This window comes from Echinicola rosea (genome assembly GCF_005281475.1).
GTDB lineage: Bacteria > Bacteroidota > Bacteroidia > Cytophagales > Cyclobacteriaceae > Echinicola > Echinicola rosea.
The window spans coordinates 718,700-743,877 of record NZ_CP040106.1; the positions used below are offsets into that span (position 1 = coordinate 718,700).

The 25,178-nt window shown below is 45.2% G+C and carries 19 protein-coding genes; 10 read left to right on the plus strand and 9 right to left on the minus strand.

The features are described 5' to 3' along the window. Nucleotides 1-277 precede the first annotated feature (277 nt). The 5 genes from FDP09_RS03085 (at nt 278) to metK (ending at nt 6,688) form a co-directional block, all read left to right on the plus strand. Nucleotides 278-1,294, plus strand: a complete 1,017-nt coding sequence (locus FDP09_RS03085; protein WP_137401248.1) for a LacI family DNA-binding transcriptional regulator — start codon at nt 278-280, stop codon at nt 1,292-1,294. A 130-nt stretch (nt 1,295-1,424) separates the two neighbouring features. After that, a complete protein-coding gene (locus FDP09_RS03090) occupies nt 1,425-2,504 on the plus strand; it encodes an aldose epimerase family protein (protein ID WP_137401249.1) in 1,080 nt (359 codons plus the stop codon). A gap of 15 nt (nt 2,505-2,519) precedes the next feature. Beyond that, the gene (locus FDP09_RS03095; RefSeq protein ID WP_137401250.1) at nt 2,520-3,671 is read left to right on the plus strand and encodes a galactokinase; all 1,152 of its coding nucleotides are present in this window, start codon (nt 2,520-2,522) and stop codon (nt 3,669-3,671) included. A 136-nt stretch (nt 3,672-3,807) separates the two neighbouring features. After that, the gene (locus FDP09_RS03100; RefSeq protein ID WP_137401251.1) at nt 3,808-4,851 is read left to right on the plus strand and encodes a UDP-glucose--hexose-1-phosphate uridylyltransferase; all 1,044 of its coding nucleotides are present in this window, start codon (nt 3,808-3,810) and stop codon (nt 4,849-4,851) included. A gap of 583 nt (nt 4,852-5,434) precedes the next feature. Next, the gene (gene metK / locus FDP09_RS03105) at nt 5,435-6,688 is read left to right on the plus strand and encodes a methionine adenosyltransferase (RefSeq protein ID WP_137401252.1); all 1,254 of its coding nucleotides are present in this window, start codon (nt 5,435-5,437) and stop codon (nt 6,686-6,688) included. Nucleotides 6,689-6,864: 176 nt separating this feature from the next. Here the strand turns inward: metK and FDP09_RS03110 are convergent, their stop codons facing one another. Together FDP09_RS03110 and FDP09_RS03115 are read right to left on the minus strand one after the other, a co-directional pair. Continuing rightward, complete coding sequence (locus tag FDP09_RS03110) at nt 6,865-7,851, minus strand: D-alanine--D-alanine ligase (protein ID WP_137401253.1); 987 nt, start codon at nt 7,849-7,851, stop codon at nt 6,865-6,867. 480 nt (nt 7,852-8,331) lie between these two features. Beyond that, nucleotides 8,332-8,565, minus strand: a complete 234-nt coding sequence (locus FDP09_RS03115) for a hypothetical protein (RefSeq protein WP_137401254.1) — start codon at nt 8,563-8,565, stop codon at nt 8,332-8,334. A 227-nt stretch (nt 8,566-8,792) separates the two neighbouring features. On the opposite strand from FDP09_RS03115, the gene FDP09_RS03120 reads away from it, so the two are divergent. After that, entirely contained in the window at nt 8,793-10,970 is a 2,178-nt protein-coding gene (locus FDP09_RS03120; RefSeq protein WP_137401255.1) for a S9 family peptidase, read from the plus strand. 165 nt (nt 10,971-11,135) lie between these two features. Here FDP09_RS03120 and FDP09_RS03125 read toward each other — a convergent pair whose 3' ends face one another. Further along, nucleotides 11,136-11,510, minus strand: coding sequence for a hypothetical protein (locus FDP09_RS03125; RefSeq protein ID WP_137401256.1), 375 nt, complete (start codon nt 11,508-11,510; stop codon nt 11,136-11,138). Between the two features lie 192 nt (nt 11,511-11,702). Here FDP09_RS03125 and FDP09_RS03130 point away from each other — a divergent pair, with 192 nt between their 5' ends. From FDP09_RS03130 to FDP09_RS03140, 3 genes are all read left to right on the plus strand, one after another. After that, a complete protein-coding gene (locus tag FDP09_RS03130) occupies nt 11,703-12,077 on the plus strand; it encodes a hypothetical protein (RefSeq protein WP_137401257.1) in 375 nt (124 codons plus the stop codon). 51 nt (nt 12,078-12,128) lie between these two features. Beyond that, complete coding sequence (locus FDP09_RS03135) at nt 12,129-12,593, plus strand: Clp protease ClpB (protein WP_137401258.1); 465 nt, start codon at nt 12,129-12,131, stop codon at nt 12,591-12,593. A 110-nt stretch (nt 12,594-12,703) separates the two neighbouring features. After that, nucleotides 12,704-14,170 (plus strand): glycine--tRNA ligase, encoded by a 1,467-nt coding sequence (locus FDP09_RS03140; RefSeq protein WP_137401259.1) that lies wholly within the window; start codon nt 12,704-12,706, stop codon nt 14,168-14,170. Between the two features lie 65 nt (nt 14,171-14,235). On the opposite strand, the gene FDP09_RS03145 is transcribed toward FDP09_RS03140, so the two are convergent. Both FDP09_RS03145 and FDP09_RS03150 read right to left on the minus strand, forming a co-directional pair. Beyond that, a complete protein-coding gene (locus FDP09_RS03145) occupies nt 14,236-15,711 on the minus strand; it encodes an MltF family protein (RefSeq protein WP_229683407.1) in 1,476 nt (491 codons plus the stop codon). Nucleotides 15,712-15,819: 108 nt separating this feature from the next. Next, nucleotides 15,820-16,590 (minus strand): LytR/AlgR family response regulator transcription factor, encoded by a 771-nt coding sequence (locus FDP09_RS03150; protein WP_137401260.1) that lies wholly within the window; start codon nt 16,588-16,590, stop codon nt 15,820-15,822. A 322-nt stretch (nt 16,591-16,912) separates the two neighbouring features. On the opposite strand from FDP09_RS03150, the gene FDP09_RS03155 reads away from it, so the two are divergent. Then, on the plus strand, nt 16,913-17,392 hold the full coding sequence (locus FDP09_RS03155) for a hypothetical protein (protein ID WP_137401261.1): 480 nt from the start codon (nt 16,913-16,915) through the stop codon (nt 17,390-17,392). Here the strand turns inward: FDP09_RS03155 and FDP09_RS03160 are convergent. From FDP09_RS03160 to FDP09_RS03175, 4 genes are all read right to left on the minus strand, one after another. After that, complete coding sequence (locus tag FDP09_RS03160) at nt 17,389-19,554, minus strand: tetratricopeptide repeat protein (protein ID WP_137401262.1); 2,166 nt, start codon at nt 19,552-19,554, stop codon at nt 17,389-17,391. The two genes, FDP09_RS03155 and FDP09_RS03160, sit on opposite strands and share 4 nt — an antisense overlap. 86 nt (nt 19,555-19,640) lie before the next feature. Beyond that, the gene (locus FDP09_RS03165) at nt 19,641-20,969 is read right to left on the minus strand and encodes a TolC family protein (protein WP_137401263.1); all 1,329 of its coding nucleotides are present in this window, start codon (nt 20,967-20,969) and stop codon (nt 19,641-19,643) included. Beyond that, nucleotides 20,966-24,028, minus strand: coding sequence for an efflux RND transporter permease subunit (locus FDP09_RS03170; RefSeq protein WP_137401264.1), 3,063 nt, complete (start codon nt 24,026-24,028; stop codon nt 20,966-20,968). The genes FDP09_RS03165 and FDP09_RS03170 overlap by 4 nt, the downstream gene beginning before the upstream one ends. A gap of 1 nt (nt 24,029) precedes the next feature. After that, nucleotides 24,030-25,112: an efflux RND transporter periplasmic adaptor subunit gene (locus tag FDP09_RS03175; protein ID WP_137401265.1), complete on the minus strand. Its 1,083-nt coding sequence runs from the start codon at nt 25,110-25,112 to the stop codon at nt 24,030-24,032. Nucleotides 25,113-25,178 lie beyond the last annotated feature (66 nt).

A 25,178-nucleotide genomic window follows, 5' to 3' on the forward strand; every position in this document is an offset into this window, starting at 1 on the left:
CTATGCCCACACGAAAATTTTTCCCTTCAAAACACTAAACGCGTTTGCCCTGGTGCCTACCCCCCCTATTGTGCCCAATGTTCCTAATTGGGGATACCAAATAAGTTAGCTGTTTTAAGGTAGTTTTTTTTCGATGTCTTAGAATCCGCGTTTAACGGTCATCTTAGTACCTTGGCGACCTGGTGACTTCCAGCATCCAAAATGCGAACTGTGGCATTTGTTTAAGACACTTTCCCCAAAAAAACTGTATATTCATTTTTTAAGTGAATGGAATAAAATGAAAAAAGGACAAGTTACCATCAGGGATATCGCGTTGAAGCTGAACATAAGCATTTCTACTGTTTCGCGGGCATTGCGGAATTCTCCGGAAATCAAGCTGGAAACCCGCAAGAAGGTGTTGGCGATGGCCGATAAGCTAAATTATTCGCCCAATGTGGTTGCCCAGAGTTTACGGGTCAATAAGACCAAGACCTTGGGGATCGTTGTCCCCGAGCTGGCTTCCCATTTTTTTGCGTCTAATATCAGCGGTATTCAGGATACGGCGTACCGCAGGGGGTACAATGTGATGATCTGTCAGTCCAATGAGAGTTTTGAGCAAGAGAAATCCGATATCCGCACCTTGGTTTCCAGCCGGGTGGACGGGCTATTGATTTCCCTTAGCCGGGAAACGGTATCGTATGATCATCTCCAAAATCTCATCGACCGTGAAATTCCTTTTGTGCTCTTTGACCGCATCCTGGAAGGATTGCCAGTGTCCACGGTGACGGTGGATGATACTTTGGGTGCGTACAAGGTGACGCGACATTTGATCGAGCAGGGCTGTCAGCGAATTGCCTTCCTTTCTGGGCCGGAAGGCATGTACATCAGCCAGAAGCGGATGGACGGTTATGAAAAAGCACTGAGCGAAAAGGGAATTATCATGGATCCGGGCTTGGTGCGGCACAGCGATTTGACCTCGGAGACGACCCAGGCAATGGTGCGGGATTTATTGGACCAGCCAAACCCGCCGGACGCCATCTTTGCGATCAATGATCCTGTGGCCATTGACGTGATGAAATTCTTAAAAGGACGTGGGATTCGCATTCCGCAGGATATCGCTTTGGTGGGATTTACCAATATGCCCGTGTCAGATGCCTTGGAGCCAGCATTGTCCACGGTGGACCAGCCAGCCTATGAAATGGGACGCCTGGCGGCCAATAATCTGCTGGACCAGCTGATGGATCCAGATGGCTTTGAGCCAAAAAATATCGTGTTGGATACAGAATTGGTCATTCGAAAGTCCTCAGAAAAATAAGTGATGGATGGAAACGTTTTCGGGAACGTTTTTTTCAAAATTTACCTACAAATGCCCTGAATTACATTTTTTAATACCTTAAATTGGCTGCTACATTTGTGAAAATAGTCAGTCAATAAACCTTTTACCCTTGTCTAAAGAAAGTACCAATCGCGCTAAAGTCACTGTCGAAAAGACCGTTTTTGGTCAAACCCACACCGGCACTGATATCCATTTATTTACCTTAAGGAATGCCAACGGAGCAAAAGCCTGTGTGACCAATTACGGTGCTACACTTACCCATCTTGAAGTTCCGGACCGAACCGGAACCCCTACTGACGTGGTGCTCGGTTTTGACCGGTTTGAGGACTATATCAGTGAAAAATATCTCCAAGCAGGAGCTTTTATGGGCTGTACCGTGGGAAGGGTATGTAACCGTATTGACCGCGGAAGGTTTACCTTGGAAGGCAAGCCCTACGAAATGGCGGTAAACAATGGCGACCACCACTTGCACGGTGGCTTGGAAGGGTTTGATAAAAAAATATGGAAAGCCGCTATCCTCGATGATGGTGTGGAATTCACCTATGTCAGTCCTGATGGGGAAGAAAACTACCCAGGAAACTTGACGGTAACGGTAGCCTTTACGCTTTCGGAGGAAAACGAACTGACGCTTACCTATGGTGCCAAGACTGACAAAACCACCGTGATCAACCTTACCAATCATTCTTATTTCAACCTTTCAGGAGACCTTTCATCCACCATCTTAGAGCACGACCTACAGGTCAGTGCGCCGCTCTATGTGGCAGTCAAAGAAGGTAGTATTCCTACCGGAGAAATCCTTTCAGTAAAGGGGACGCCATTGGATTTCCTCAATACCAAAAAGATCAAGGAGGGAGTGATGGCCGATCATCCGCAGACGGTGATTGCCAATGGCCTGGACCAGACCTTGGTGGTTGACAAAAACCAGCCCGCGGCAGTGCTCTCCTCCGAAGCATCAGGGATCTGCATGGAAGTAGCCACTTCAGAACCTGGTATTCAATTGTATTCTGCCAATTATTTTGATGGGACGCTCGAGGGAAAGGGAAAGACATATCCAAAGCATGGCGGCATTGCATTGGAGACGCAGCACTTTCCGGATTCCCCAAACCAACCTCATTTCCCCACGGTAGTGCTCCGGCCGGGAGAAACTTTCCAGAGTTTCACGGCTTTTAAATTTTCAGTCATTAAGTAAAGTAACCGTATTATCATGAACCCAGAAATTATCACGTCAGCGTTCTTCGAGCTGTTTGACAAAAAACCAATTGTCGTCAAATCCCCCGGAAGGATCAACCTGATCGGGGAGCATACCGATTATAACGAAGGTTTCGTACTTCCCGCAGCGATCAACAAGGAGATCGTCATTGCTGTCCAAAAAAATGACAGTGATGAATGCCGGTTGTTTTCCCTCGATTTTCAGGAATCCCTGACCTTTGACCTGCAAGATTTTGAGCGGATGGAAGGTGGCTGGGGCAATTATGTAATGGGCGTCGTGGCGCAATTGCAGAAGGCCGGCTACTCCATCGAAGGGTTTGACCTGGTGTTTGGAGGGGATGTGCCCGTAGGGGCAGGATTATCGTCTTCCGCGGCGGTGGAAAATGGTGTTTGTCTGGCTTTGTCCGAATTATTCGGTCTTGGACTGGAGCGCTTGGACATGCTGAAGTATGCCCAAAAGGCGGAGCATGAATTTGCTGGGGTCCAGTGTGGGATCATGGATCAATTTGCTTCCATGATGGGCAAGGATGACCATGCCATCCGATTGGACTGCCGATCCCTTGAATACAGCTATTTCCCGATCGACCTTGGAGATTACCAAATCATCCTGTGCGATACACAGGTAAAGCACTCCCTGGCCGACTCTGCTTATAATGACCGTAGAAGGGAGTGCCAAGATGGTGTGGCCGCTGTTCAGCAGACCAATCAAACCGTCAAGAGTCTCCGTGATGTGACGTTGGAAATGCTGGAAGAGGCCAAGTCCAAAATCAGCGACGTGGTCTTCCGGCGGTGCAAATTTGTGATTGAGGAAAATGCCCGTTTGCTCAAAGGCTGTGAGCTGTTGGAAAAAGGTGATATCAAAGGTTTCGGACAGCAGATGTACGGTTCCCACGACGGGCTTTCTGAGCTATATGAAGTGAGCTGTAAAGAACTGGATTTTTTGGCCGATTTTGCCAAGTCCCGTGAGGCTGTCGCTGGTGCCCGGATGATGGGTGGTGGCTTTGGTGGCTGTACCATTAACTTGGTGGAAAAAAGTGCCAAGGAGACGTTCGAAAAGGAAGTAGCCGCTGCTTACGAAAAAGCCTTCGGCAAATCCCTCCAAATCTATGAAGTGGACGTCACGGATGGTACGAGAGTAGTCGGATAGTTTGAGTAGAGCGTATTAATTTGTAAGATAAAAGTAAACGTTGTGCTGGGGCTCCGCCCCGGTGCACCCTAAAATTGAGTCTCTGACTCAACCAAGTGACAATTGTGTCCCAATAACATTACAAGATTCAACCCTTATGTCTGATTTTAATTTTGAAGACCATAGTCATAGAAGATATAATCCATTTACCGGTGACTGGCTCCAAGTGTCTCCCCATCGTGGCAAGCGGCCATGGCAGGGACAGGAAGAAGATACCGCCGAAGCGCAAAAGCCCACATATGATGAAAAGTGCTACTTGTGCCCCGGCAATACCCGTATAAATGGCGAGAAAAACCCTGATTATAATGGCGCATACGTATTCCAGAATGATTTTGGGGCATTGACCTCCGATATTCCACAGGGGGAAATGTCCGAAGGAGAGTTTTTCAAGGCCAAAAGCGAACGGGGAATTTGCAAAGTGATCTGCTTTTCACCCCGCCATGACCTGACCATTCCCGAGCTGGATGTGGAGGCCATCACCAAGGTGGTGGAGCTATGGAAAAAGGAATACCAGGAATTGGGCAGCAAGGATTTTATCAATCATGTCCAGATTTTCGAAAACAAAGGTCCGGTGATGGGCTGCTCCAATCCCCATCCCCATGGACAGATCTGGGCGCAGGAATCCATCCCGGTGGAGCCGGCCAAAAAGCAGGTGAAGTTTGGTGAATATTACCAGAAATATGGGCGTAGCATGGTGCTCGACTATGTGTACGAGGAACTCAAGAAAGGCGAGCGTATTCTTTTCGAGAATGAATATTTCGTGGGCTTGGTGCCTTTCTGGGCGGTATGGCCCTTTGAGGCGATGATCGCACCTAAGACGCATATCGCGAGTCTGGCAGATATGGATGAAGGTCAGATGGCTGCCTTAGCAGATGCTTATCGCCAGCTGGCCATCATGTATGACAATATGTTTAAGGTGTCCTTTCCCTATTCGGCAGGAATCCACCAAGCCCCAACGGATGGCCAAAACCATCCAGAGTGGGATCTGCATATGGTATTCTACCCTCCACTCCTACGCTCTGCGACGGTGAAAAAGTTTATGGTCGGCTACGAGATGCTGGCCAATCCACAACGCGACATCACCGCTGAATCTGCAGTGAAAATCCTGAAGGGCCAGCCAAAGGAGCATTATAAGGTCTAAACGTTAAAAAGTTGAGATGTTGGAAGGTTGGAGGTTGGAAGATTGGAGAATTGCAACATTAACGGAGCTTGTGCTTTATCGCATTTGATACCTTACTTCTAACTTCCAACTTCCTTTCCACTTCCCACTTCTTCGTACTTGGTACCTTGGTTACGCTGCAAGTCTGGAGACTTGTGGGAGTTGAGGTCTCAGTCGGGAGACTAAGACCAGATGGGAGCATTACAAAGTGGGGAAATAAAAGGGATTTGCAATCCCTCAGACAATACACGTCTGTAATTTAGCGGTTAAATAGGCCGTGAAGCCTAAGGGTCATATTTGAAACTTGGTGCCTTCGAACCTTTGTGGCCGACGGGGCAAGTGGTATTGGGTTTAAAAGCTCACTGTTCATAGTTCCGCAGCCCAGCTGTCGGAACAACGGTTGGAATGGTTGCTTCCTGACTATGTGGCAAAAAAGCATCTCTAAAAACACCCGTTAAACAAGCGTATAGGCCTGACATCATTTATCCCAAAGTAAAAGTTTTTTATTTCCTGCTTATACTTTAATTTTACACGCCATTTCTACATGTAATTAAACATTCGATATATGCCTTATTTATTTACCTCAGAATCTGTTTCTGAGGGACATCCTGATAAAATTTCTGATCAAATATCAGATGCATTGATTGATAATTTTTTGGCGTTTGATCCCCAGTCCAAGGTGGCTTGTGAAACGCTGGTGACCACTGGACAAGTGGTCTTAGCAGGAGAGGTGAAGTCCAATACTTATCTTGACGTCCAGAAAATCGCCCGTGATGTGATCAACAGGATCGGCTACGTGAAGGGAGAATACATGTTTGACGGAAGCTCTTGCGGTGTGCTTTCTGCCATCCATGACCAGTCACCGGATATCAACCAAGGCGTGGATCGTACAAGTCCCGAGGAACAAGGGGCGGGTGACCAAGGGATGATGTTCGGCTATGCCACCAATGAGACCCAGAATTATATGCCTTTGGCACTGGACCTTTCGCACAGGCTACTGAAAGAACTTGCTGAGCTGAGAAGGGAGAATGAGGAGATCTCTTACCTCCGCCCAGATGCCAAAGCACAGGTAACGATCGAATACAGTGACGATAACGTCCCCCAGCGGATCAAGACCATTGTGATTTCGACGCAGCATGATGAGTTTGCCGATGAGCCTACCATGCTGAAAAAAATCAAGGAGGACTTGATCAGCATTTTGATTCCAAGGGTAAAAGCTCAGCTGATCCCGGAAATCCAGTCGCTCTTTACCGATGACATTACCTATCATATCAATCCTACAGGGAAGTTTGTGATTGGTGGGCCGCATGGAGATGCAGGGCTGACCGGTCGTAAGATCATCGTGGATACTTACGGTGGCAAAGGAGCCCACGGAGGAGGGGCATTTTCCGGTAAAGATCCCTCAAAAGTGGACCGCTCCGCAGCCTATGCTACTCGCCACATCGCCAAAAACATGGTGGCGGCAGGCATTGCCGATGAAGTGCTGGTCCAAGTCTCCTACGCCATCGGTGTAGCCGAGCCAATGGGCATTTATATCAATACCTACGGAACGAGCAAGGTAGATATAACAGATGGGGAGATCGCCGAAAAGATCCAAAAGATTTTCGATATGCGCCCTTACGCCATTGAGCAAAGGCTAAAGCTCCGCAATCCAATTTATGAAGAAACGGCCGCCTACGGCCACATGGGCAGAACCAATGAGGTAAAAAACAAAACATTCGTTTCGCCTGATGGTACATCCATCAACTTGGATGTAGAGCTGTTCACTTGGGAGAAGCTGGATTATGTCGATACCTTGAAGAAGAAGTTTGGTATTTGACCCGGTTTATGCATATAAAAAACGTCATTGTGCTGTGTTCGCGCAATGACGTTTTTAACTTAAAAATTAAGTTGTTGAAAAAGATGACCGCCATCATTCCTTTTGCGGAAGTTGTCGGCTTAGATTGAAGTCAAGAGACTTCTTTTTTTGTGCTGATTTTTTTCATTTTCCCCGTATTACTTCCACATTTCCTCAATGATCTCGGTATAGAATTCCTTGACTGTTTTGCCAACGGCTCTTACCTGCTGCGAAATAAGGCTGGTTTCAGTTTGGCCGGGTACGGTGTTGATTTCGATAAAGAAGATTTTCCTGGTATTTTGCTCTAAGAAATAATCCATTCTCACGGCTCCTTTGCAGTTGAGCTTTAGATAGACTTTTTCGGCAACAACTTTTACCCTGTTTACCTCCTCCTCGCTCATTCGTCCAGGGGTGATCTCTTCTGTGACTCCAGCGGTATATTTGGCTTCGAAGTCAAAAAACTCTTTGGAACTGACAATTTCCGTAGCGGGAAGGACGATGACTTCATCATCCACCTTGTACATGCCGATGGAGAATTCCCTACCTGACACAAACTCCTCGATCAGCACTTGGCTGTCTTCTGCAAAGGCCTTGTCCAGGGCTTCTTGGACTTCTTCTTTGCTTTTTACCTTGCTCATGCCAATGCTGCTGCCGCCATTATTGGGCTTGACGAAGTAGGGCAAGCTGAGCTCATCAATCACACGCTGGGCGTTTTGGGGAGTGTTTTTGAACAGTTGGAGGGATTTGGCCACGTGGAGGCCTTCGATGTCCTGAATGATGGCTTTCGTATAGCCCTTGTTCATGGTAATGGCGGAGGTGAGCGGGTCACAGGTAGTATAGGGAATCCCCATCATATCAAAATATCCCGCCAGCTTGCCATCCTCTCCAGGTGAGCCGTGAAGGATGTTGAATACACCATCAAAGGTGATCTTTTCCTTGTGAATCCGTACCGAAAAGTCGTTAAGGTCCACGGTTAGTTTTTGACCGCTTTGGTCAGTGTAGTACCAATGGCCTTTTTCAATGATGATTTTATAGATATCATAGCGATCCCTGTCGATCTGAGTTTCTACTACTGCCGCACTTTTCAACGAAACCACGGATTCTCCGGTAAAGCCCCCGGTTACCAAAGCTATTTTTTTCTTCATGGAGTAAATTTAAATGACTTCGCTATGATTTCTAAACATTCTTCCGGATTAATAAAAATATTGCCACCAAGTCCCCAAGACACAAAGAATACACCTTGTGGTGCTGAGTTATAAACTCAAAGCTCATGGTTCCGCAGCACAGCTGTCGGAACAACCATAGCCGTCAGGCTAACGTTTGTAAGTTGCTGAAAATCTATGTTTTTATTAATGTCTGGACTATTGACAAATGGTCTAGGGGGATTTTAAATCCCCATTATTCCGGTTCGCGATTACAAATCCCGAACAGCTAAGTTCATGTATTTGTGGTAGCTGGTGTGCTGATAGCAGCTTAAACTGACGGCTATGGTCGGAACAACAGGAGGGAAGTTAATCACCGACCTTTGTGTCTTTGAGGCTTTGTGGCCCGCTACAGTTAAGATAAAAAAAGCAGGAAAATCGATCGTTTTCCTGCTGTATATTGGCTTGTAGAACCTTTCTGTGTTATGAATTCACAGATAGTCCTAGGTTAATGCCAAGTCCAAGTGTCAGGCCGCCCAACACTGCTGCGAGGTTAAGACCAGCTCCTGCAGAAGCGTCCACAGACGGTAGCGACAATGAAGAAAGTGAAGGAAGTGAAAGGGACAACCCTCCATTGATCTCATTTTGTTGAAGATCAGAGATTTCTTCTACGCCCATTTTTTTTAGGTCGAATGTGTTTTGTTCAAAAGATTTCATAAAAGTACAGTTTGTGATTAAAATAACCCCATCTTAAGGGATGGGACACCTTTGATATATCCAAATCTAATTCATGTCTGTGCATAATAATTGCACAAAAGAGACAAATGCTTGAAAAATCCCTTGAAAAGAAACTTGTGCTGAGAACTCAATAGCCTAGATGGTGACCTTGAAGGTCAATTTCATTATATTTAGCGCACAGAATTAAATCCACAATATAACTATTTATGAACCGAATAAGCATTTTCGCGCTAGCGGCATTAATGATCAGTATGTGTACAGAAATTTACGCACAACAAAAGGAGGTTTCCTTGGCATCCATTTTCAAGGAAGGAGTATTTAATCAAGAATCCGTCAGAGGCATCAATTGGATGAAAGATGGACAATTCTACAGCTCATTGGTCAAGGAGGATGGCATCTCCAAGGTGGTCAAGATGAATATTAGCACCGGAGAACAAGAAGCAGTGTTAATAGATGGCAATAAGTTGGGAATTGAATTTTCCAGCTACTCCTTCAATAACGATGAGACGAAGGCCTTAATTGCTACCGAGGTGGAGAGCATCTACAGAAGGTCTTCAAAAGGGGTGTTTTATGTCGTGGACATTGCCTCAGGAATATCCCAAAAGTTGATGGATGGAGAGAAAATTTCCTACGCCACACTTTCTCCAGACAATACCAAAGTGGCTTTCGTTAAGGATAATGACCTGTATTATATCACATTGGCTGATAACGAGGTGCACCAAATCACAAGCGATGGTGAATGGAACCATGTCATCAACGGTTCGGCAGACTGGGTGTATGAAGAGGAGTTTTCCATGGCACAGGCATTCGAATGGTCACCTGACGGCAAAAAAATCGCTTTTATCCGTTTTGATGAATCTGCAGTACCGGAATACAACATGCAGCTTTGGGGACCGCTCTATCCACAAGACTATAAATTCAAGTACCCAAAGGCAGGGGAGAAAAATGCAGAAGTAAGTATCCATGTTTATGACTTGAAAAACGATGAGTCCAGAACCATGGACTCGGGCATTGAAAAAGACATTTATTTACCACGAATCTACTGGACTGGCAATAGCGAGACCTTGGCATTTATCCGTCTCAACAGGCTACAAAACCAACTTGACCTCCTTCATGCCAACACAGAAACAGGCGATAGTAAAGTGATTTTGACGGAGACTGCAGAGACGTATGTGGACCTTAATTATAATGACAATCTCCTTTACCTGAAAGATGGCAAAGGCTTTATCAGGACTTCTGAACAAGATGGCTATAAGCACATCTACCATCACGATATGGACGGTAAACTGATCCAGCAAGTGACTGCGGGAGATTGGGAAGTAACCGAAGTGGTCGGCGTAGATGAAGGGGACAAAAAAATCTATTATGTATCTACAGAAAAATCTCCGTTGGAGAGAAACCTGTATGTAATCAAGCTTAATGGCAAAGGTAAAAAGGAACTGACTCCTGCTCAGGGATCGCATTCTATCAATATGAGCCGTGACCAGAAATATTTTATCGACTATTACAGCACGGCCAATCAGCCACTGCATATTACCCTCAATGATGCCAAAGGGAATGCGATCAAAGTGCTGGAAGACAATAAGGCATTAAAAGACCGCTTGGGAGAATATGCCTTGAGTGAAAAAGAATTCTTCCAATTCCAAACAGTGGATGGGACACAGCTCAATGGCTATATGATCAAGCCGGCTGATTTTGATGCAGGTAAAGAATACCCGGTTCTGATGTACGTCTATGGGGGGCCGGGATCCGAGAATGTAAGAAATGCTTGGGGCGGCACGAGAGACTTTTGGCACCATCATTTGGCAGCGGAAGGATATATTGTCGTTTGTGTGGACAATAGAGGTACTGGCGGCAGAGGCCGTGCCTTTAAGCATGCGACTTATGCCCAGCTGGGGAATTTGGAAGTACAGGACCAAATCGCAGGAGCCAAATACTTGTCGTCTCTTCCTTATGTAGACGGTGCTAGAATTGGCATTTGGGGATGGTCTTACGGAGGCTATATGTCTTCCCTGTCCTTAATGCTGGGCAATGATGTCTTCAAGACAGCCATAGCTGTGGCACCGGTGACTACTTGGAGGTATTACGACACCATCTATACCGAAAGGTACCTACAGACTCCTCAGCTTAATCCATCCGGTTATGATGATTACAGTCCCCTGACCCATGTGGACAAGTTGAAAGGGAATTTTCTGCTGATCCATGGCACGGGTGATGACAATGTCCACTTTCAAAATTCAGTAGCCTTATTGGATGCTTTGGTGGCGGCTGACAAGCAGTTTGAAACCTTCTATTACCCCAATAGAAACCACGGTATTTATGGCGGAAACACCACTTGGCACTTATACAACCTAATGACCAATTATATCAAAGAGAAGCTTTAAGCTGGGCATAAGCCGCTTTGATTAAACCCGGTTTTATGCATTAGGAATCGTCATGGCCTGTCCCAATAGCTATCGGGAAGAGCTAAAACTACAAGAAATCGGCTGCTTGGAGATTGAATCATAGCATCGCTATGGTGAGATGGAAAACAGGCATACCAAGGGCCGTCATAAGGAAGCGAAACCTTTTTGGGACTTATTAACTGAATCCGCCTTGCAGGTATTGGGCGTTAAGAAATTAAAAAGCGGGCGGGCAATAAGGCAGCCTCGTTTGACGAAATGCTGACCAAAAAGAACGTTGGCAGCTAAAGAAGGTTTACTTGGCTTTAACAGGAGGAGTTTGCCTGCATGAGGGGAGGTTTTAATTTTAGGCCAATAGCTGCACGGCGGCGGGGTTTCCACCACCGGCGGACAGGTTTGGGTTACTTTTTTGACCTGAAGCAAAAAAGTAACAAAGGCAAAGGGATGAAAACCACCTAGAAATTTAGCTAGAAAAATAACTGCCCAAGGGAAAAATATAGAACCCGTATTTTCCAGATACACACTAACTAAACGGCATTGAATGCGGGCTAAAGTAAATGTGAATGGTCTCTCACAGAAACTACGGAATGCACGGAATTAGAATTGTTTTCCTATTGGCGTTCAGTAAATGCTGTGAGAGACTGTTTTTTCAATATTTACCAGGGATTGATTTTTAGCTGAAAAGCCGCTATCTTGATTAGAAACCCATAACCTATGAAAGAAAAACTGAACACGTCTCTGCAGTCCATTAGCCTGATTGCTGTGGCCGGCTTGGCAGGATGGTCGGTATTTTACGACCAATTGTCTGCACTCAAACTTCTTACTTATCTAATCATTTTTTTGGTATTTATCGAGGTATTGGGCCTTATTTTGATTCGAAAAACCTATCCCGAGAGCCATACCACCTTTAAGGTCGGCATAATTGCCACACTTCTCGTCCTTTTGGGCATAAAGCGGATGTTACCGGATTTCTTTGTCCCCTTGGCTGTGATTACGTTTGCGATCAATTACTTCTATAATTTCTATACCAACCAAAAACGCCGCAAGGGACAGTTTAAGCGAAAAAAGCCAAGCAAATTCAAATTGTAATTGCGTTGGTCGGCACGTTATTTGATCTTTATGGGCGTAAAATTTACTACCATGACAAAATACTTACTGTTACTTTTCCTATTGGTTCCAATGGTCACCATGGCTCAGGATCGGTTGGAAAAGCTCGTAGATGAACGACAGGCACTCCATCAGGAGTGGAAATCCTCCGAGAAAGAAAAATCCGGGATTTTCGGCAACCGCACCAAAAAGGACATGATCAAGACCAACGAATGGATGGAGCGTATCATCCTAAAAGATAATTTGATCATGGATGAGCTGGAAATGCTCAAAAATATTGAAACTACAGAGATCAAATACGAAAAGGATGATTATAAATACATCGCTCAAAAGCAGGAACAGGACATTGGGAAACTGAAAAGAGCGCTGGATATTAAAGATGAGGAGATCGCTGAAGTCATGGCAAGTAAAAGAACCTATGAATGGACCACACTGATTTTGTTCCTGATAGCACTCACTACAGGATACTTATTTTATAGAACAAAAAAGCAGGTTTGAAGTAGCACGATAACATTATTTGGAATGTATAACCTATAAATCGGCAATTTTCCGATTTTTCAATCTTCTTATCTTTCAATCTTAACACCTATTTCCCTATTTTTGCGGCTATGGCAAAGACAGAACAAGCAACCGAAAATGCACAATTGAAGGACATTATCTCACATGCCAAGGAATATGGCTTTGTGTATCCTTCATCCGAAATATACGATGGACTTCAGGCCGTTTACGATTACGGCGCCTATGGAGTGGAGCTCAAAAATAACCTCAAACGCTTATGGTGGGAGTCCATGACCAGGCTGAATGATAATATCGTGGGGATCGATGCGGCGATTTTTATGCATCCTACCACTTGGAAAGCTTCCGGACACGTGGACAGCTTTAACGATCCCATGATCGACAATAAAGACAGTAAGAAGCGATACCGTGCGGATGTGCTGATCGAAGACAAGGCTGCCGAACTCGAAAAAGCAGGAAAAGAAGAGGAAGCCAAATCATTGCTTGCCGCCATGGGTAGGCTCTTGGAAGCCGAAGACTTAGAAGGGGTGCGCGATCTGATCGTAAATGAAAACATCACCTGTCCTGTTAGTGGCACGGCCAATTGGACAGACGTGCGTCAATTCAACTTGATGTTTGCGACGCAGGTAGGCTCAGTGGCGGAAGATGCCTCTACCATCTATCTCAGACCAGAGACGGCCCAGGGGATTTTTGTCAACTTCCTTAATGTGCAAAAGACTGCCCGTATGAAGGTTCCTTTCGGTATCGCGCAGATCGGGAAGGCTTTTAGAAATGAAATTGTGGCCCGTCAGTTTATTTTCCGGATGCGGGAATTTGAACAGATGGAAATGCAATATTTTGTACGACCTGGTACTGAGTTGGACTGGTACAAGGCATGGGCCGATACTCGTGTAAAGTGGCACAAAGCCTTGGGGATTCCTGAAGAGAAACTCCGAACACATGACCATGATAAGCTGGCCCACTACGCTAATGCTGCTATGGATATTGAGTTTGATTTTCCATTTGGCTTTAAGGAAGTGGAGGGCATCCACTCTAGAACGGACTTTGACCTGAAGAGTCATCAGGAGCACTCCAGGAAGAAGCAGCAGTATTTTGATCCTGAGGTAAACCAGAATTATATCCCTTATGTGATCGAAACTTCCATTGGTGCCGACCGCTTGTTCTTAATGACACTTTGCAATGCCTTTACGGAAGAAGAGCAGGAAGGTAAAAGAAGGACTTACCTGAAGTTACATCCGGCTATTGCTCCTGTAAAAGCAGCCATTCTTCCACTGACCAAAAAAGACGGTTTGCCTGAAAAAGGTCGGGAAATATTTGACCAGCTGAAGTTTGATTTCAATGTGGTCTATGAAGAAGCCGCATCTATTGGGAAGCGTTATACCCGTCAGGACCTGATTGGTACTCCATTCTGTGTCGCGGTGGACCACCAGACCCTTGAAGATAATACCGTGACCATTCGTCATCGGGATACTACCGAGCAAGAACGTGTCCATATCGATGAGCTGCAAGGCAAATTGGCTGCGGCAACAAGCTTTAGGGCTATCTTTGACAAAATATAAAATCAGTTTCGAGCTATTACAAAAAAGGCATGGTGCTGTTGGTACCATGCCTTTTTTGTTGTATATCAGTTGCTGGCAAGTGCTTGGTCCTTTATTGTTCTGGGATACGGATCTACCAATACCCTATAGGATTCATAAATGCTCAGTATATCGCGTACATAGGCCACGGCCAGATGGCCTTTGGCATAGCCGCTTCTGACGACAGGATCCCGGTAGTATTTGGGTTGGGATTTTCGTTCCAGGTAGTAGGCGACATTGCTCCATCTTCGGGTGTCTTTGCCAAATTTCAGGGCTAGCCGCCAAGCATCATTAACGTGTCCATGCCCCACATTGTAAGAAGCCAGGATAAACTTGATGCGTTCATTTGTCTCGGGGACTCTTTCGAGCCAAAATTTATCCAAGTATTTCAGGTATTTTACTCCGCCCATGAGACTTTGTGTAGGATCGTTGGGATTAGTGACTCCAAAGCGCTCCAAAGTGACTGGCATTAGCTGTAATAGCCCTCTAGCACCTGCATAGCTTGTCGCTTCATTATTAAACCTGGATTCTTTATAGACCAAAGATGCCAAAAGTCGCCAATCCCAGCCCAAATAATCCGCGCCTTTCTTTATCAGGTCATCATACTTCGAAATCTGGTCGCCAGAGATGGAAGAAAACGGGCTTTTGGTTCGATAATAGCTATTCTTTTTGTTCAGGAAATATTTCCCATATAAGATGGCAAGGTAAGTGGATTGTTTGCCTTTATCGATCCAATCGTTAACGGCAGCCAAGAGGTCCGGTGCATTTTTTCGTACAAGCCAAGCTACAGGTGACGGGGAGTTGATGTGCAGACCAATGTCGATTTCACTATAATAGGTTGAGTTTACCAATGCTACATCTTCATCTACCAAAGTGAAGTCTATATTTTCCCTTACCACCTCATCGACAAGTTCATCAGAGTTTTTGGGTGTCTCGATGATATCTATATCGATCTGTAAGCTGTCCTCCAATTGGGTAAGCTGATCCTTATAAACAGCCGATTTTCTGACATACACTGTTTTCTTATCCAGTTGCTGAAGGGAATCAAGTGTCGGGATTTTACGATTTTGGACAAGGACAGAAGAGAGCAAGTTTAGCTTGGTGGTAAAGCTGCCGTACTTTTTACGATCCTCATTGACCACAAGGTTGATGGCCACTATATCTGCTTTTCCGGCATTGAGCATCTGGAAAGCCTTTTCGATATCTTCGTTAATGATTAGCTTGAGCTGCACATCAAGTTGTTTGGCCAGATTGCGAAGGAGTTCATATTCATAGCCCATTCTTCGACCACGATAGATGTAATAACTGGTGGAGGAATTGTCCACTACAGCTCTGATGAAACCTCGTTTTTTGATGCCTTCCAAGTCCAGCTGTACGGGGTTTTCCCAAAATGGAACCGCAGCTTTTTTCTTCTTCTCGTTTTCGCCACATCCCATCAGAAATGCAAAAATGAACAGCGCTAATGTATTAATTACCTGTTTTCTGAATTTTGTGGCCTGGCCAAGCTGTTGGTGTAGTGGCATATATCAATAATAACACAATTACGCCACATCTACAAAAAAGCTAAGGCCTCCATTTAAAACACCACGCCTTTGGTGCAGTGAACTGTTTAATTTTGTACATAAAACACACTATAGTGATTTGTTCTTTACGATAGCCTCAAAAAGAGTAATGATTTCTTCCTTTTTTCGTTGGCTGATAGGCAAGGATTTGCCATTTTCCATGAGCACTCCACCTCCGTCATGACGAAAATACTTTTTCATATAGTTGGGATTGATCAGATAAGATTGGTGGATCCGTATGAAAAAGTACTTTTTTAATGTTCTTTCTACCTCTTTTAAGGTTTTGCTAAAAAGTAACGTGGTGTTATCATTTAGGTGTAGGACGGTATAATTGTTTTGGCTTTGGGCAAAGATGATTTCATCTACTTTGATGAACTCCAGCCCCTCACTTACGGGGACAGCGATCTTGGATTTGATGATATTGTCTTTTTTTAATGAGGAAATAAATTCCATCAAATCACCTTCGCGTTCTTTTTTTAGGTGTTGGTGATATCCGTTGTATTTTTTTAAAACCTCGGCGAGTTCTTCATGACTGATAGGTTTTAGTAAGTAATCAAAAGCCTTGTATTGAAATGCCTTTAAAGCGTATTGGCTATAGGCGGTGGTGAATACGACTTCAAAATCTACCTCATCGATCATGTCAAGAAGCTCAAAACCATTTAGCCGGGGCATTTCTACGTCTAGGAACATCAAATCGATAGAAGATGATTTGAGGTAACTCAATGCTTCTTCGACTTTTGAGGTGGAAAAAGCGATTTCTACTTCATCCTTAAATTGCGCAAGCTCAAGTGCCAGGCTTTCTACGCAGTGGATTTCATCATCGATTATCCCAACTTTCATTAACGATTATTTAAAGATCAACTAAATTTATTCCCACTGCTAATATAGGAAACATCTTAACCTATAATCAATAATGAGAAAATTATTGGCGGGATATGAAGGGGAATGCGTAATAATAATTGATCTCATTCCTCTACTCATCACTGGGTTCATTCTACTATTTTACTATTCCTCCGACGAATTTATGATGATACCTTTAGGTATATCATTTTATGACTGACCATTTACATGCTACTTTTTAATAAAATCAGTAACTAAAAGCCAGCTCCAGGGGTTCCTCCAAGACCCTGGAGCGTGCTTAGTTTAGAATGAAAAATTTGTGATGAAATCAGTAAGAATTCTTCTTTTTCTAACGCTTGCAAGTGTTTTTTGGAACTGTGTTGGCGTAGAGGATGAGCCAACGGGACAATGTTTTATGTTGATACCCCATCCGACGGATCACGCCGCTGAGGAAGTAAGTGGTGAAGAATTTGGCAGGGTGATTTTGGAGCATGAGGCACACAACGGCTTTTTCAAAGCAAAAGTATTGATCCACCCTTCCGTAGCCTCACGTGGCTTTCAACTTTTCATAAATGGCGAATCCAATTATAAAATGATGGATTATGGGAAAAAGTATTTTTGTGGAACAAAACTGAGTCACCATCGAGACATTATTTTGCGGGTAACTATGAATGATGGACGCTATCAGCGGTTCAAGTTGGAAAAAGCCCATAAGATCGGAACTGCACATGCTGCTTTTTCGGAAATCAAACCTGACTTTAAGCCTTTCTATAGTTTCCTTCCAGGAGCTAAAGGACATTAAGAGGCTGGATTTAAGGTGCCCTCCTGGATGATATAGATGATGGCCCTGGTTCCCGTGGCGTCTTCTGCTGTGCTATCCCTCGGAGTAATGGTAAACGTTACCTGATCTTGATGTTGCTGATTAAAGATTACTAACCTTTCTTCGATTAGCTTTAGACCAAGATGGGTCCCGTCTGGTTTAGGCTCACTGGGACTCCCACTGGATGCAGAAAAGCCTTTTCCATTGTCCAGTACTTCGACCATTACTCCGTCTTCAGTTTCAATGACGTTGATGTCGAGGATCTTGGGTGATTTACGGCTGGGAAGGAGACCGTGTTTGATGGCGTTTTCTACTAGTGGCTGTAAGATCTTTGGAGGCACTTTGACCATTTTTGGATTTACATTGGTGGAAATATTAATGTGATAATTGAACTCACTATCAAACCTAAGTTGCTCGATTTTTAGGTACAGGGTGGTAGATTGGAGTTCCTCATCCAGGGAAATGGACTCTTTGCGATTATTGGTAAGGCTCATCCGGAGGAGTTTTGCGAAGGTGTCGATATACTCCTTGGCTTCTTCATTTTTATTTTTTATCACCAGCCATCGTACGGCATTCATGCCGTTAAACAAAAAGTGCGGGTTCATTTGCGATTCGAGCGATTGTAGGGCCAAGGATTGGATACGGTTCTCAAACTTACTTTCCAGTAGCTTAATGCGCTTTTCTTCTGTGTTTTTCTGTTCTTGGATCAGCTCCTCGAAGGTGACTTCCAGTTGTTGGTTGACACTTTTGATTTCGTCACGTTGTGCTTTGATTTGGTTATTTTGGCGCCGGAGAAGCTCATTTGCCTTCTTCTTCGCCTTGATGTTTCGGAATTGCATAAATGCGATCACCACGATAAAGACCAATAAGATCACCAATAGGATCAGGATCACTTGGTGACTCTTCAGGGCTGCTTGCTGGCTTTCTAACTGGGTTTTCTGCAGTGCTTTGTCTTTTTGCAATAACTCAATCTGTGATTCTTTTTTTTCGATGGCATAGCGCTTCTCAATGGCTGCTATTTGGGTTTGCTGATCTATGAGCGCGACACTGTCTTTATACTGCTGGGAAATCGTGAGGTATTCCAGTGCCTTTTTGTACTGTCCGTCCTGTTCGTAGATGGTGGATAGCCAATACGAACACTCCTTGATCAACCCTTTGTTTTTAATTTTTTCTGCGATTTGCCAAGAATCGTTATAAAACTTTATCGCTTCTTCAGAATTGCCGAGTTTTCGGAAAACGTCCCCCTGTCGCTTGGCAATATCAGCTTGCTTGTGAAGGTCGCCCAAGTGTTCAAAAAATCCCTTGGATCGGTTAAAGTAGGCTGCCGCTTTTTGCAAATTCTTTCCTTCCAAGAAGTAGTTTTGGCCAAAGTATTCATAAGTAATTCCCAGCCCAAAGGTGTCCTTTCTTGCAAGATTGATCCCCAATAATTTGTTTAGGTAGTTTCGTGCAGTGTCAAACGATTTTTTTTCAGTGAAATAGTCGCCAATAGAAAGGTAATTCATGGCTATTCCAAGGGTATTGTTACGCTCCCGTTCGGCTTCCAGTGAGCGTTCGAAGTAGTCCAACGCATCTTCTTCACGACCGGGAAGGTGGAGCAGGGTATTGCCTAAGCCATTACACGAAATGGCGATGTTTCTGAGGTTGTTTTGTGCTTCGGCCACCTTGAGGGCTTCCAGGTAAAAGTACACCGCTTGGTCAAAATCTTCTGCGTACCGACTGGCGACCCCGGCATTATTGGCGAAGATCATTTTTTCCAAGTAGCTGGAATCCTCCTCCGCAATCAGTTCAAGGGCCTTGGCATGCAAGGGAATCGCTTCTTCATATCGCTGATGGTAGCGGTACATCAGACCAAGGTTATCCAATGCCTTCGCATACAGCAAGGTGTCGCCGAGCTCTATGGATAGACTTACTGCTTTTTCCGCTTCTCGGTATTCGGTGTCCTCATTGTGCTGGCTCCTGTGGATGTCACGAGAGAGCTGGATGGCGTTGATTACAGCCAGGGAGTCTCCTGATCTTTCTTCTCTCTGACCACTAAAAGGGCCGTCTTGGAGAACAGTCTCTCCTGCAAGTACACTGCTTGGCAGGGAAATTACCATTAATAAAAAAAGCAAATACTCACTAAAATGCCCATTTCCTTTCATAAGGATTTCTGTTTACACCTTATGAATATCCATAATATATTTTATAAATGCATAAAAGATCCTGGATTTTGACTGGTGGAGGTGGGTTATCTTAGGATTTCTTCGTCATTGCTCTTGTAGTAGATTTTGCCTGCCAGCCGCATCAGTTCTACTTCGGCCACTTTCGTACTGAAAATAGCATCGATCAACCTACTTTCAGCATTTAAACGGTTTACTTGGGCGTCACGGAATTCCAAGTAGCTGGTAAGCCCAGTCTTAAACCGGTCAAAAGCGATATCGGTATTTTCCTGGACCACCTTGTAATTTTCGTGTTCGATGTTCAGTCGCTGCTTGCTGTTTTCATAGACATTAAAAGCCCGGTAAATATCAGATTTCAGCTGGACTTCGTACTGGTCAAGGATATAGGCCTGGCTTTCCTGCTGTACGCGGGCCCGTTGGATTTGGCGGTTCAGGGTAAAGCCGCTGAACAGATTAATACCAATGGTAGCACCGAATGAATATCCTTCTCTTTTATTTTGGATAAGGAATCCCGCATCCGAATTCGAGACAGACTGACGGTAATTTCCATCGAGGGAAAGGTAAGGCAGTCGTTGGGCTTGGATTTCCTTGAGTTCCAGATAAGCGACATTTTCTTGTCTTCTGTTGATGAGCAACATCTTATTTTGATCCATGGCCTGGTCCAGCAATGGTCCCAATTTTAGGCCATCGTTTATCTTGATACTGTCTGTAATCGAAAATTGCGCTTCATCCCCCAGTGCCATTAGCTCATTGAGGTTAATGCGAGCGGTACGGATGACCTGCTCTTGGGAGACGAGCATGGACCTGTCGGTATTAAAATCCACTTGGGCAGCGAGGTATTCTGTTTTGGAGCTTCCGCCGAGTTCATACTGGGACTTCGCAATGTCCAATCGCTGCTGGGACAGTTCGATGGTTTCTTGAAGAACTTTATAACGCTCTAGTTCGGTGGCAAGCCGATAATAAGCCTCCGAAATCGCTGCAACTGTATTTTCGATCACCACCTTTGCCTGGAGCTCGCCGATTTCGTCGAGTTTTCCCAGTCGTTGCAGCGCCACTACAGCCTCGTAGCGAAACCCGTATATAGCATTGATGTTAAAGTTTTCCCCAGTGGATTTGGCACCGTCGATATTTCTGGGGGTATTTTCATTTACGAATTGCTGTTCTACATCTTCGGTACTGGTGGTCCTGCCATAAGTAGCATCCAAGCTGGGCAACAAGGCTCCCACGCCAATTTTCTTATCGATTTCAGTGATCTTTTTGTCCTGAAGGGCGATCTTCACATCATAGTTGTTTTCCAAACCTCTGATGATGGCCTCTTCGAAAGAAAGCTCTTCCTGTCCGAATGCCGAATATATCGCCGCCATCATGCACAATACAACCAAACACTGCTTCCTCATATTCTTGCTAATCTTGATGATTTTGATGTCAAATAAGTATATACTCCCGGTATGATGAAGAGGGTCAAAATGGTGGACAGCACCAAGCCGCCAATCACGGCCACCCCCATAGGACTTCGGCTTTCTGCTCCCGCACCAAGGGCGAGCGCGATGGGCAATATCCCTAGAATGGTAGAAAGACTGGTCATCAAGATAGGCCTGAATCGGGCCACAGCCGCTCCTACGATCGCTTCGTCAACGTCCAATCCATGGGCTTTGCGCTGATTGGCAAATTCCACGATCAAAATACCGTTTTTGGTCACTAGCCCAATGAGCATGATGATGCCAATCTGGCTAAAGATGTTCAGGGTATAATCGCCCAACCAAAGGGACAATAGGGCACCAAACAAGGCTAAAGGCACCGTAATCATGATGGTAAGTGGATCGGTAAAGCTTTCAAATTGTGCAGAAAGAACCAAATAAATCAGTATCAAGGCAAAAAGAAAGGCGAATATCAAACTGTTGGAGCTTTCGCGGAATTCTTTGGATACCCCTGCTACATCTGTGGTGAAGCTTTCGTCCAGTACTTCCGCAGCGATACGGTCCATTTCGTCCAGTCCATCGCCGATGGTGTATTTTGGAGCAAGACCGGCCGATACGGTGGCACTCACGAAACGGTTAAAGCGGTAGAGCTGTGGAGGCGTACTTTTTTCCGTGATGTTTACCAAGTTGTCCAACTGCACCAATTGACCATTTTCAGCCCTTACGTAAAGCATGCGTAAGTTGATAGGCTCGTTTCTGTCTTCCTTTTGCATCTCGCCCACCACTTGGTACTGTTTGCCATTCATGATAAAATAGTCAAACCGCTGCCCCGAATAGGAGAGCTGAAGGGTCCTGGCAATTTCCTGTACCGACACGCCGATGTTCCGGGCTTTTGCACGGTCTATTTCCACTTCTATCTCCGGCTTGGTAAACTTTAGGTTGATATCCGAAAATTGGAAAATCGAACTTTGGTTTACCTTGTCCATAAAGGTCGGGATGACCTCCTTCAGTTTCTCGAGGTTTTGGGCTTGAAGGACGTATTGGACGGGAAGTCCTCCCCTTCTGTCTCCGATAGATTGGGGCTGGGAGGCAAATGCCTTGACGTCTGTTTTCTTGCGAAGAATTTCTGAGACATCCTCAAAGACCTCCTGCTGGCTTTCTGTCCGTTGGCTGGCATCTACGAGCCGGACACGGATAAAGCCCGAATTGGTACTTGCGGTACCAAACCCAGGAGACGTTACGGAGATAAAACTGTCCCATACATCTTCCGGGATTGTGGTCATCATCTCGTACAGCAATTCGTCGATCACCCTATCCATATAATCAAAAGTGGCACCTTCAGGCCCGCTCATGTTGATGCGCATTTCGCCACGATCTTCCGTGGGGGCAAGTTCTGACGGGATGGCATTGAACAAGAGGTAAATGCCTCCACCCATGGCCAAAATGATGACAAATGAGATCCATCTAAGCTGCATAAACCAAAGCAATGCGGCTTCATATTTCTTATTCAGCCAAAGGAAAATCGGTTCGGTGACATTGTAGAACCAATTGTGCTTTTCACGCTTTTTGAGGAGTTTGGAGCTGAGCATGGGTGTCATGGTCAGTGCCACAAAAGAGGAAATGATCACAGATCCTGCCACTACCACCCCGAATTCCCTGAAGAGCCTGCCAGTGGTACCGGTAAGGAAAATTACCGGTAAGAATACTGCTGCCAAGGCAATAGTAGTGGCGATTACCGCGAAGAAGATTTCCTCAGCACCCTGCTCTGCTGCCGCCTTGGGCTGTTCGCCTTTTTCGATTTTGGCATAGATATTTTCCAGCACCACAATGGCATCATCCACTACCAAGCCGATGGATAATACGATCCCGAGCAAGGTGAGTACATTGATCGAAAAATCCATCATGTACATGATAAAAAACACTCCTACCAGTGATATAGGAATGGTGATGACAGGGATAAACGTGGTACGCCAGTCCCTTAAAAACAAAAAGATGATGGCCACTACCAACAGAAATGCCAACAGGATGGTTTCCTGCACTTCGCTGATGGAATTTCGGATATACTCTGTCGAGTCAAAGCCTATTCCCAGCTCAATATCATCAGGAAGGTCTTTTTTGATAAACTCCAATCTCCTATAAAATTCATCTACGATTTCGATGCTGTTTGATCCCGGAAGTGGCACCAAGACCACACCCACCATGGGGACACCATCACGTTTCAAGACCGTTCGCTCATTGAGCGGTGCCAATTCGGCGTTGCCGACATCCTCAAACCGGACGATATTGTTTTCGCTTTCCTTGATGATGAGGCCATTGAATTCATCAGGGGTAGATAGACGGCTTTTGGTGCGGACAGAGAGCTCGATGGTGCTGCCTTCTATTCGGCCGGATGGCAGCTCCACATTTTCACTTTGAACTTTGTTGAGGACATCCAGCGGGGTAACCCCGTAGGATGCCATGCGGATGGGGTCCATCCGGAGGCGCATGGCGTACTCTTTTTCTCCCCAAATACGGACTTCACTCACCCCAGGGATGGTCTGGAGCCGCTCCTTAAAGATATTGTCAGCAATGTCAGAAATCTCAAGGAGGGATTTTTGCTCACTCTTTACATTGAGAAATACGATGGGCTGCGAATCGGCATCTGCTTTGGAGACTACAGGGGGCTCTGCGTCAGGGGGGAGGTTTCGCTGGGCACGAGATACTTTATCCCTTACGTCATTGGCGGCCGCTTCCATGTCCGCCCCCACGTCAAATTCTACCGTGATGTTACTGGTTCCGTCATTACTGGTGGACGTGAGGGATTTTATTCCCGAAATACCGTTGATGGATTCTTCAAGTGGTTCTGTGATTTGGGCTTCGATGACATCAGCATTTGCCCCCACATAGGTGGTCCGGACATTGATGATAGGGGGATCCACACTGGGGTACTCCCGGACGCCCAAAAAGGTCATGCCGATGATCCCGAAGAGCAAGATGCTCAGCGAAAACACTATGGCCAGTACCGGCCTTCTGATACTTACGGAAGATAGGCCTGCCATATCAATTGATTTTATTGTAATTTACCTGCATTCCTTCTTTGGCTTGGAGTACTCCAGTGGTCAGGACCAGTTCTCCAGCATTCAGGCCCTCTAAAACCTGTACCTCGCTATCGGTCCGGATCCCTATTTCCACTTTTCTTTCCTCTACGATTCCTTCTTGGTTTACCAGAAAGAGCTTATAGCCGCTCAGCTCCGGGATCAAGGATTCGGAAGGGACCAAAAGGGCATCCTCTTCTACTTCCAGGTTAAAACGGATGTTTACAAACATGCCCGGGAGAAATTTCCTGTCCTCGTTTGGGCTGATGGCACGCAGGGTCAATGTCCTGGTTTCGGCATCGATCACTGGCTCGTATGCATAGACTTTTCCCTTTTCGAATCCATCAGAGGCATTGTTTGAAAACTGAATGGTGGAGCCCACTTGCACTTGGCCGGCATACCTCTCCGGAATGGAAAATTCGATTTTTATCGGGTCGATATTGACGATGTTGGCGATGATGTCAGTAGTGCTAATGACAGACCCTGAAGAAATTTGCCGTAAACCGAGCACTCCATCAAATGGAGCTTTAATGACCGTTTTGTCCAGTTGGGCCTTTACGAGTTTGATGTCCGAAAGGGTGGTGTTATATTGGTTCAATATGATGTCGTATTCTTCCTGACTGATCGCTTCCCTGGCCAAGAGCTGCTTTTGGCGGTTTTCCTGCCCTTCGTATAGCTTCTTTGTATATTCCAATCTGTCCAACTGTGCGGTCAGCTCGTCATCATTGAGGTAAACCAAGGGAGTTCCTTTCTTTACAAATTGCCCCTCTTCAAAATTTATGGATTCTACCAGCCCTGTGATTTCCGGTCGTAAGGTTACCGATTCGTTTGAAAGCACATTCCCGGTAATGTTAAGGTTGTTTTCCAGTCGCTCAGGTTTTACTTCTATCACGTCAACAGGTAGCACTGTCATTTCTTCAGGAACCTCTGAAGTGGCACTTGCCGGTTTATTATTGGAACTTCCTCCCTGCAAGCGAGGAAATAGAAAAATAATGGCGATGACCACGATGATGGCCACAATCAATAATATTTTAGTTTGTTTCTTCATTGGGCTAATGAAAATGTCGAATGCTTCGAGATGTTTATTGAATAGTTTCCTTTCCTGGACTTTAAA

Coding starts and splice junctions, on each gene's coding strand:
- FDP09_RS03085 (WP_137401248.1), top strand. CDS start 278: ATGAAAAAAGGACAAGTTACCATCAGGGATATCGCGTTGAAGCTGAAC.
- FDP09_RS03095 (WP_137401250.1), top strand. CDS start 2,520: ATGAACCCAGAAATTATCACGTCAGCGTTCTTCGAGCTGTTTGACAAA.
- FDP09_RS03100 (WP_137401251.1), top strand. CDS start 3,808: ATGTCTGATTTTAATTTTGAAGACCATAGTCATAGAAGATATAATCCA.
- metK (WP_137401252.1), top strand. CDS start 5,435: ATGCCTTATTTATTTACCTCAGAATCTGTTTCTGAGGGACATCCTGAT.
- FDP09_RS03110 (WP_137401253.1), bottom strand. CDS start 7,851: ATGAAGAAAAAAATAGCTTTGGTAACCGGGGGCTTTACCGGAGAATCC.
- FDP09_RS03115 (WP_137401254.1), bottom strand. CDS start 8,565: ATGAAATCTTTTGAACAAAACACATTCGACCTAAAAAAAATGGGCGTA.
- FDP09_RS03120 (WP_137401255.1), top strand. CDS start 8,793: ATGAACCGAATAAGCATTTTCGCGCTAGCGGCATTAATGATCAGTATG.
- FDP09_RS03130 (WP_137401257.1), top strand. CDS start 11,703: ATGAAAGAAAAACTGAACACGTCTCTGCAGTCCATTAGCCTGATTGCT.
- FDP09_RS03135 (WP_137401258.1), top strand. CDS start 12,129: ATGACAAAATACTTACTGTTACTTTTCCTATTGGTTCCAATGGTCACC.
- FDP09_RS03140 (WP_137401259.1), top strand. CDS start 12,704: ATGGCAAAGACAGAACAAGCAACCGAAAATGCACAATTGAAGGACATT.
- FDP09_RS03145 (WP_229683407.1), bottom strand. CDS start 15,711: ATGCCACTACACCAACAGCTTGGCCAGGCCACAAAATTCAGAAAACAG.
- FDP09_RS03150 (WP_137401260.1), bottom strand. CDS start 16,590: ATGAAAGTTGGGATAATCGATGATGAAATCCACTGCGTAGAAAGCCTG.
- FDP09_RS03155 (WP_137401261.1), top strand. CDS start 16,913: ATGAAATCAGTAAGAATTCTTCTTTTTCTAACGCTTGCAAGTGTTTTT.
- FDP09_RS03160 (WP_137401262.1), bottom strand. CDS start 19,554: ATGAAAGGAAATGGGCATTTTAGTGAGTATTTGCTTTTTTTATTAATG.
- FDP09_RS03165 (WP_137401263.1), bottom strand. CDS start 20,969: ATGAGGAAGCAGTGTTTGGTTGTATTGTGCATGATGGCGGCGATATAT.
- FDP09_RS03170 (WP_137401264.1), bottom strand. CDS start 24,028: ATGGCAGGCCTATCTTCCGTAAGTATCAGAAGGCCGGTACTGGCCATA.
- FDP09_RS03175 (WP_137401265.1), bottom strand. CDS start 25,112: ATGAAGAAACAAACTAAAATATTATTGATTGTGGCCATCATCGTGGTC.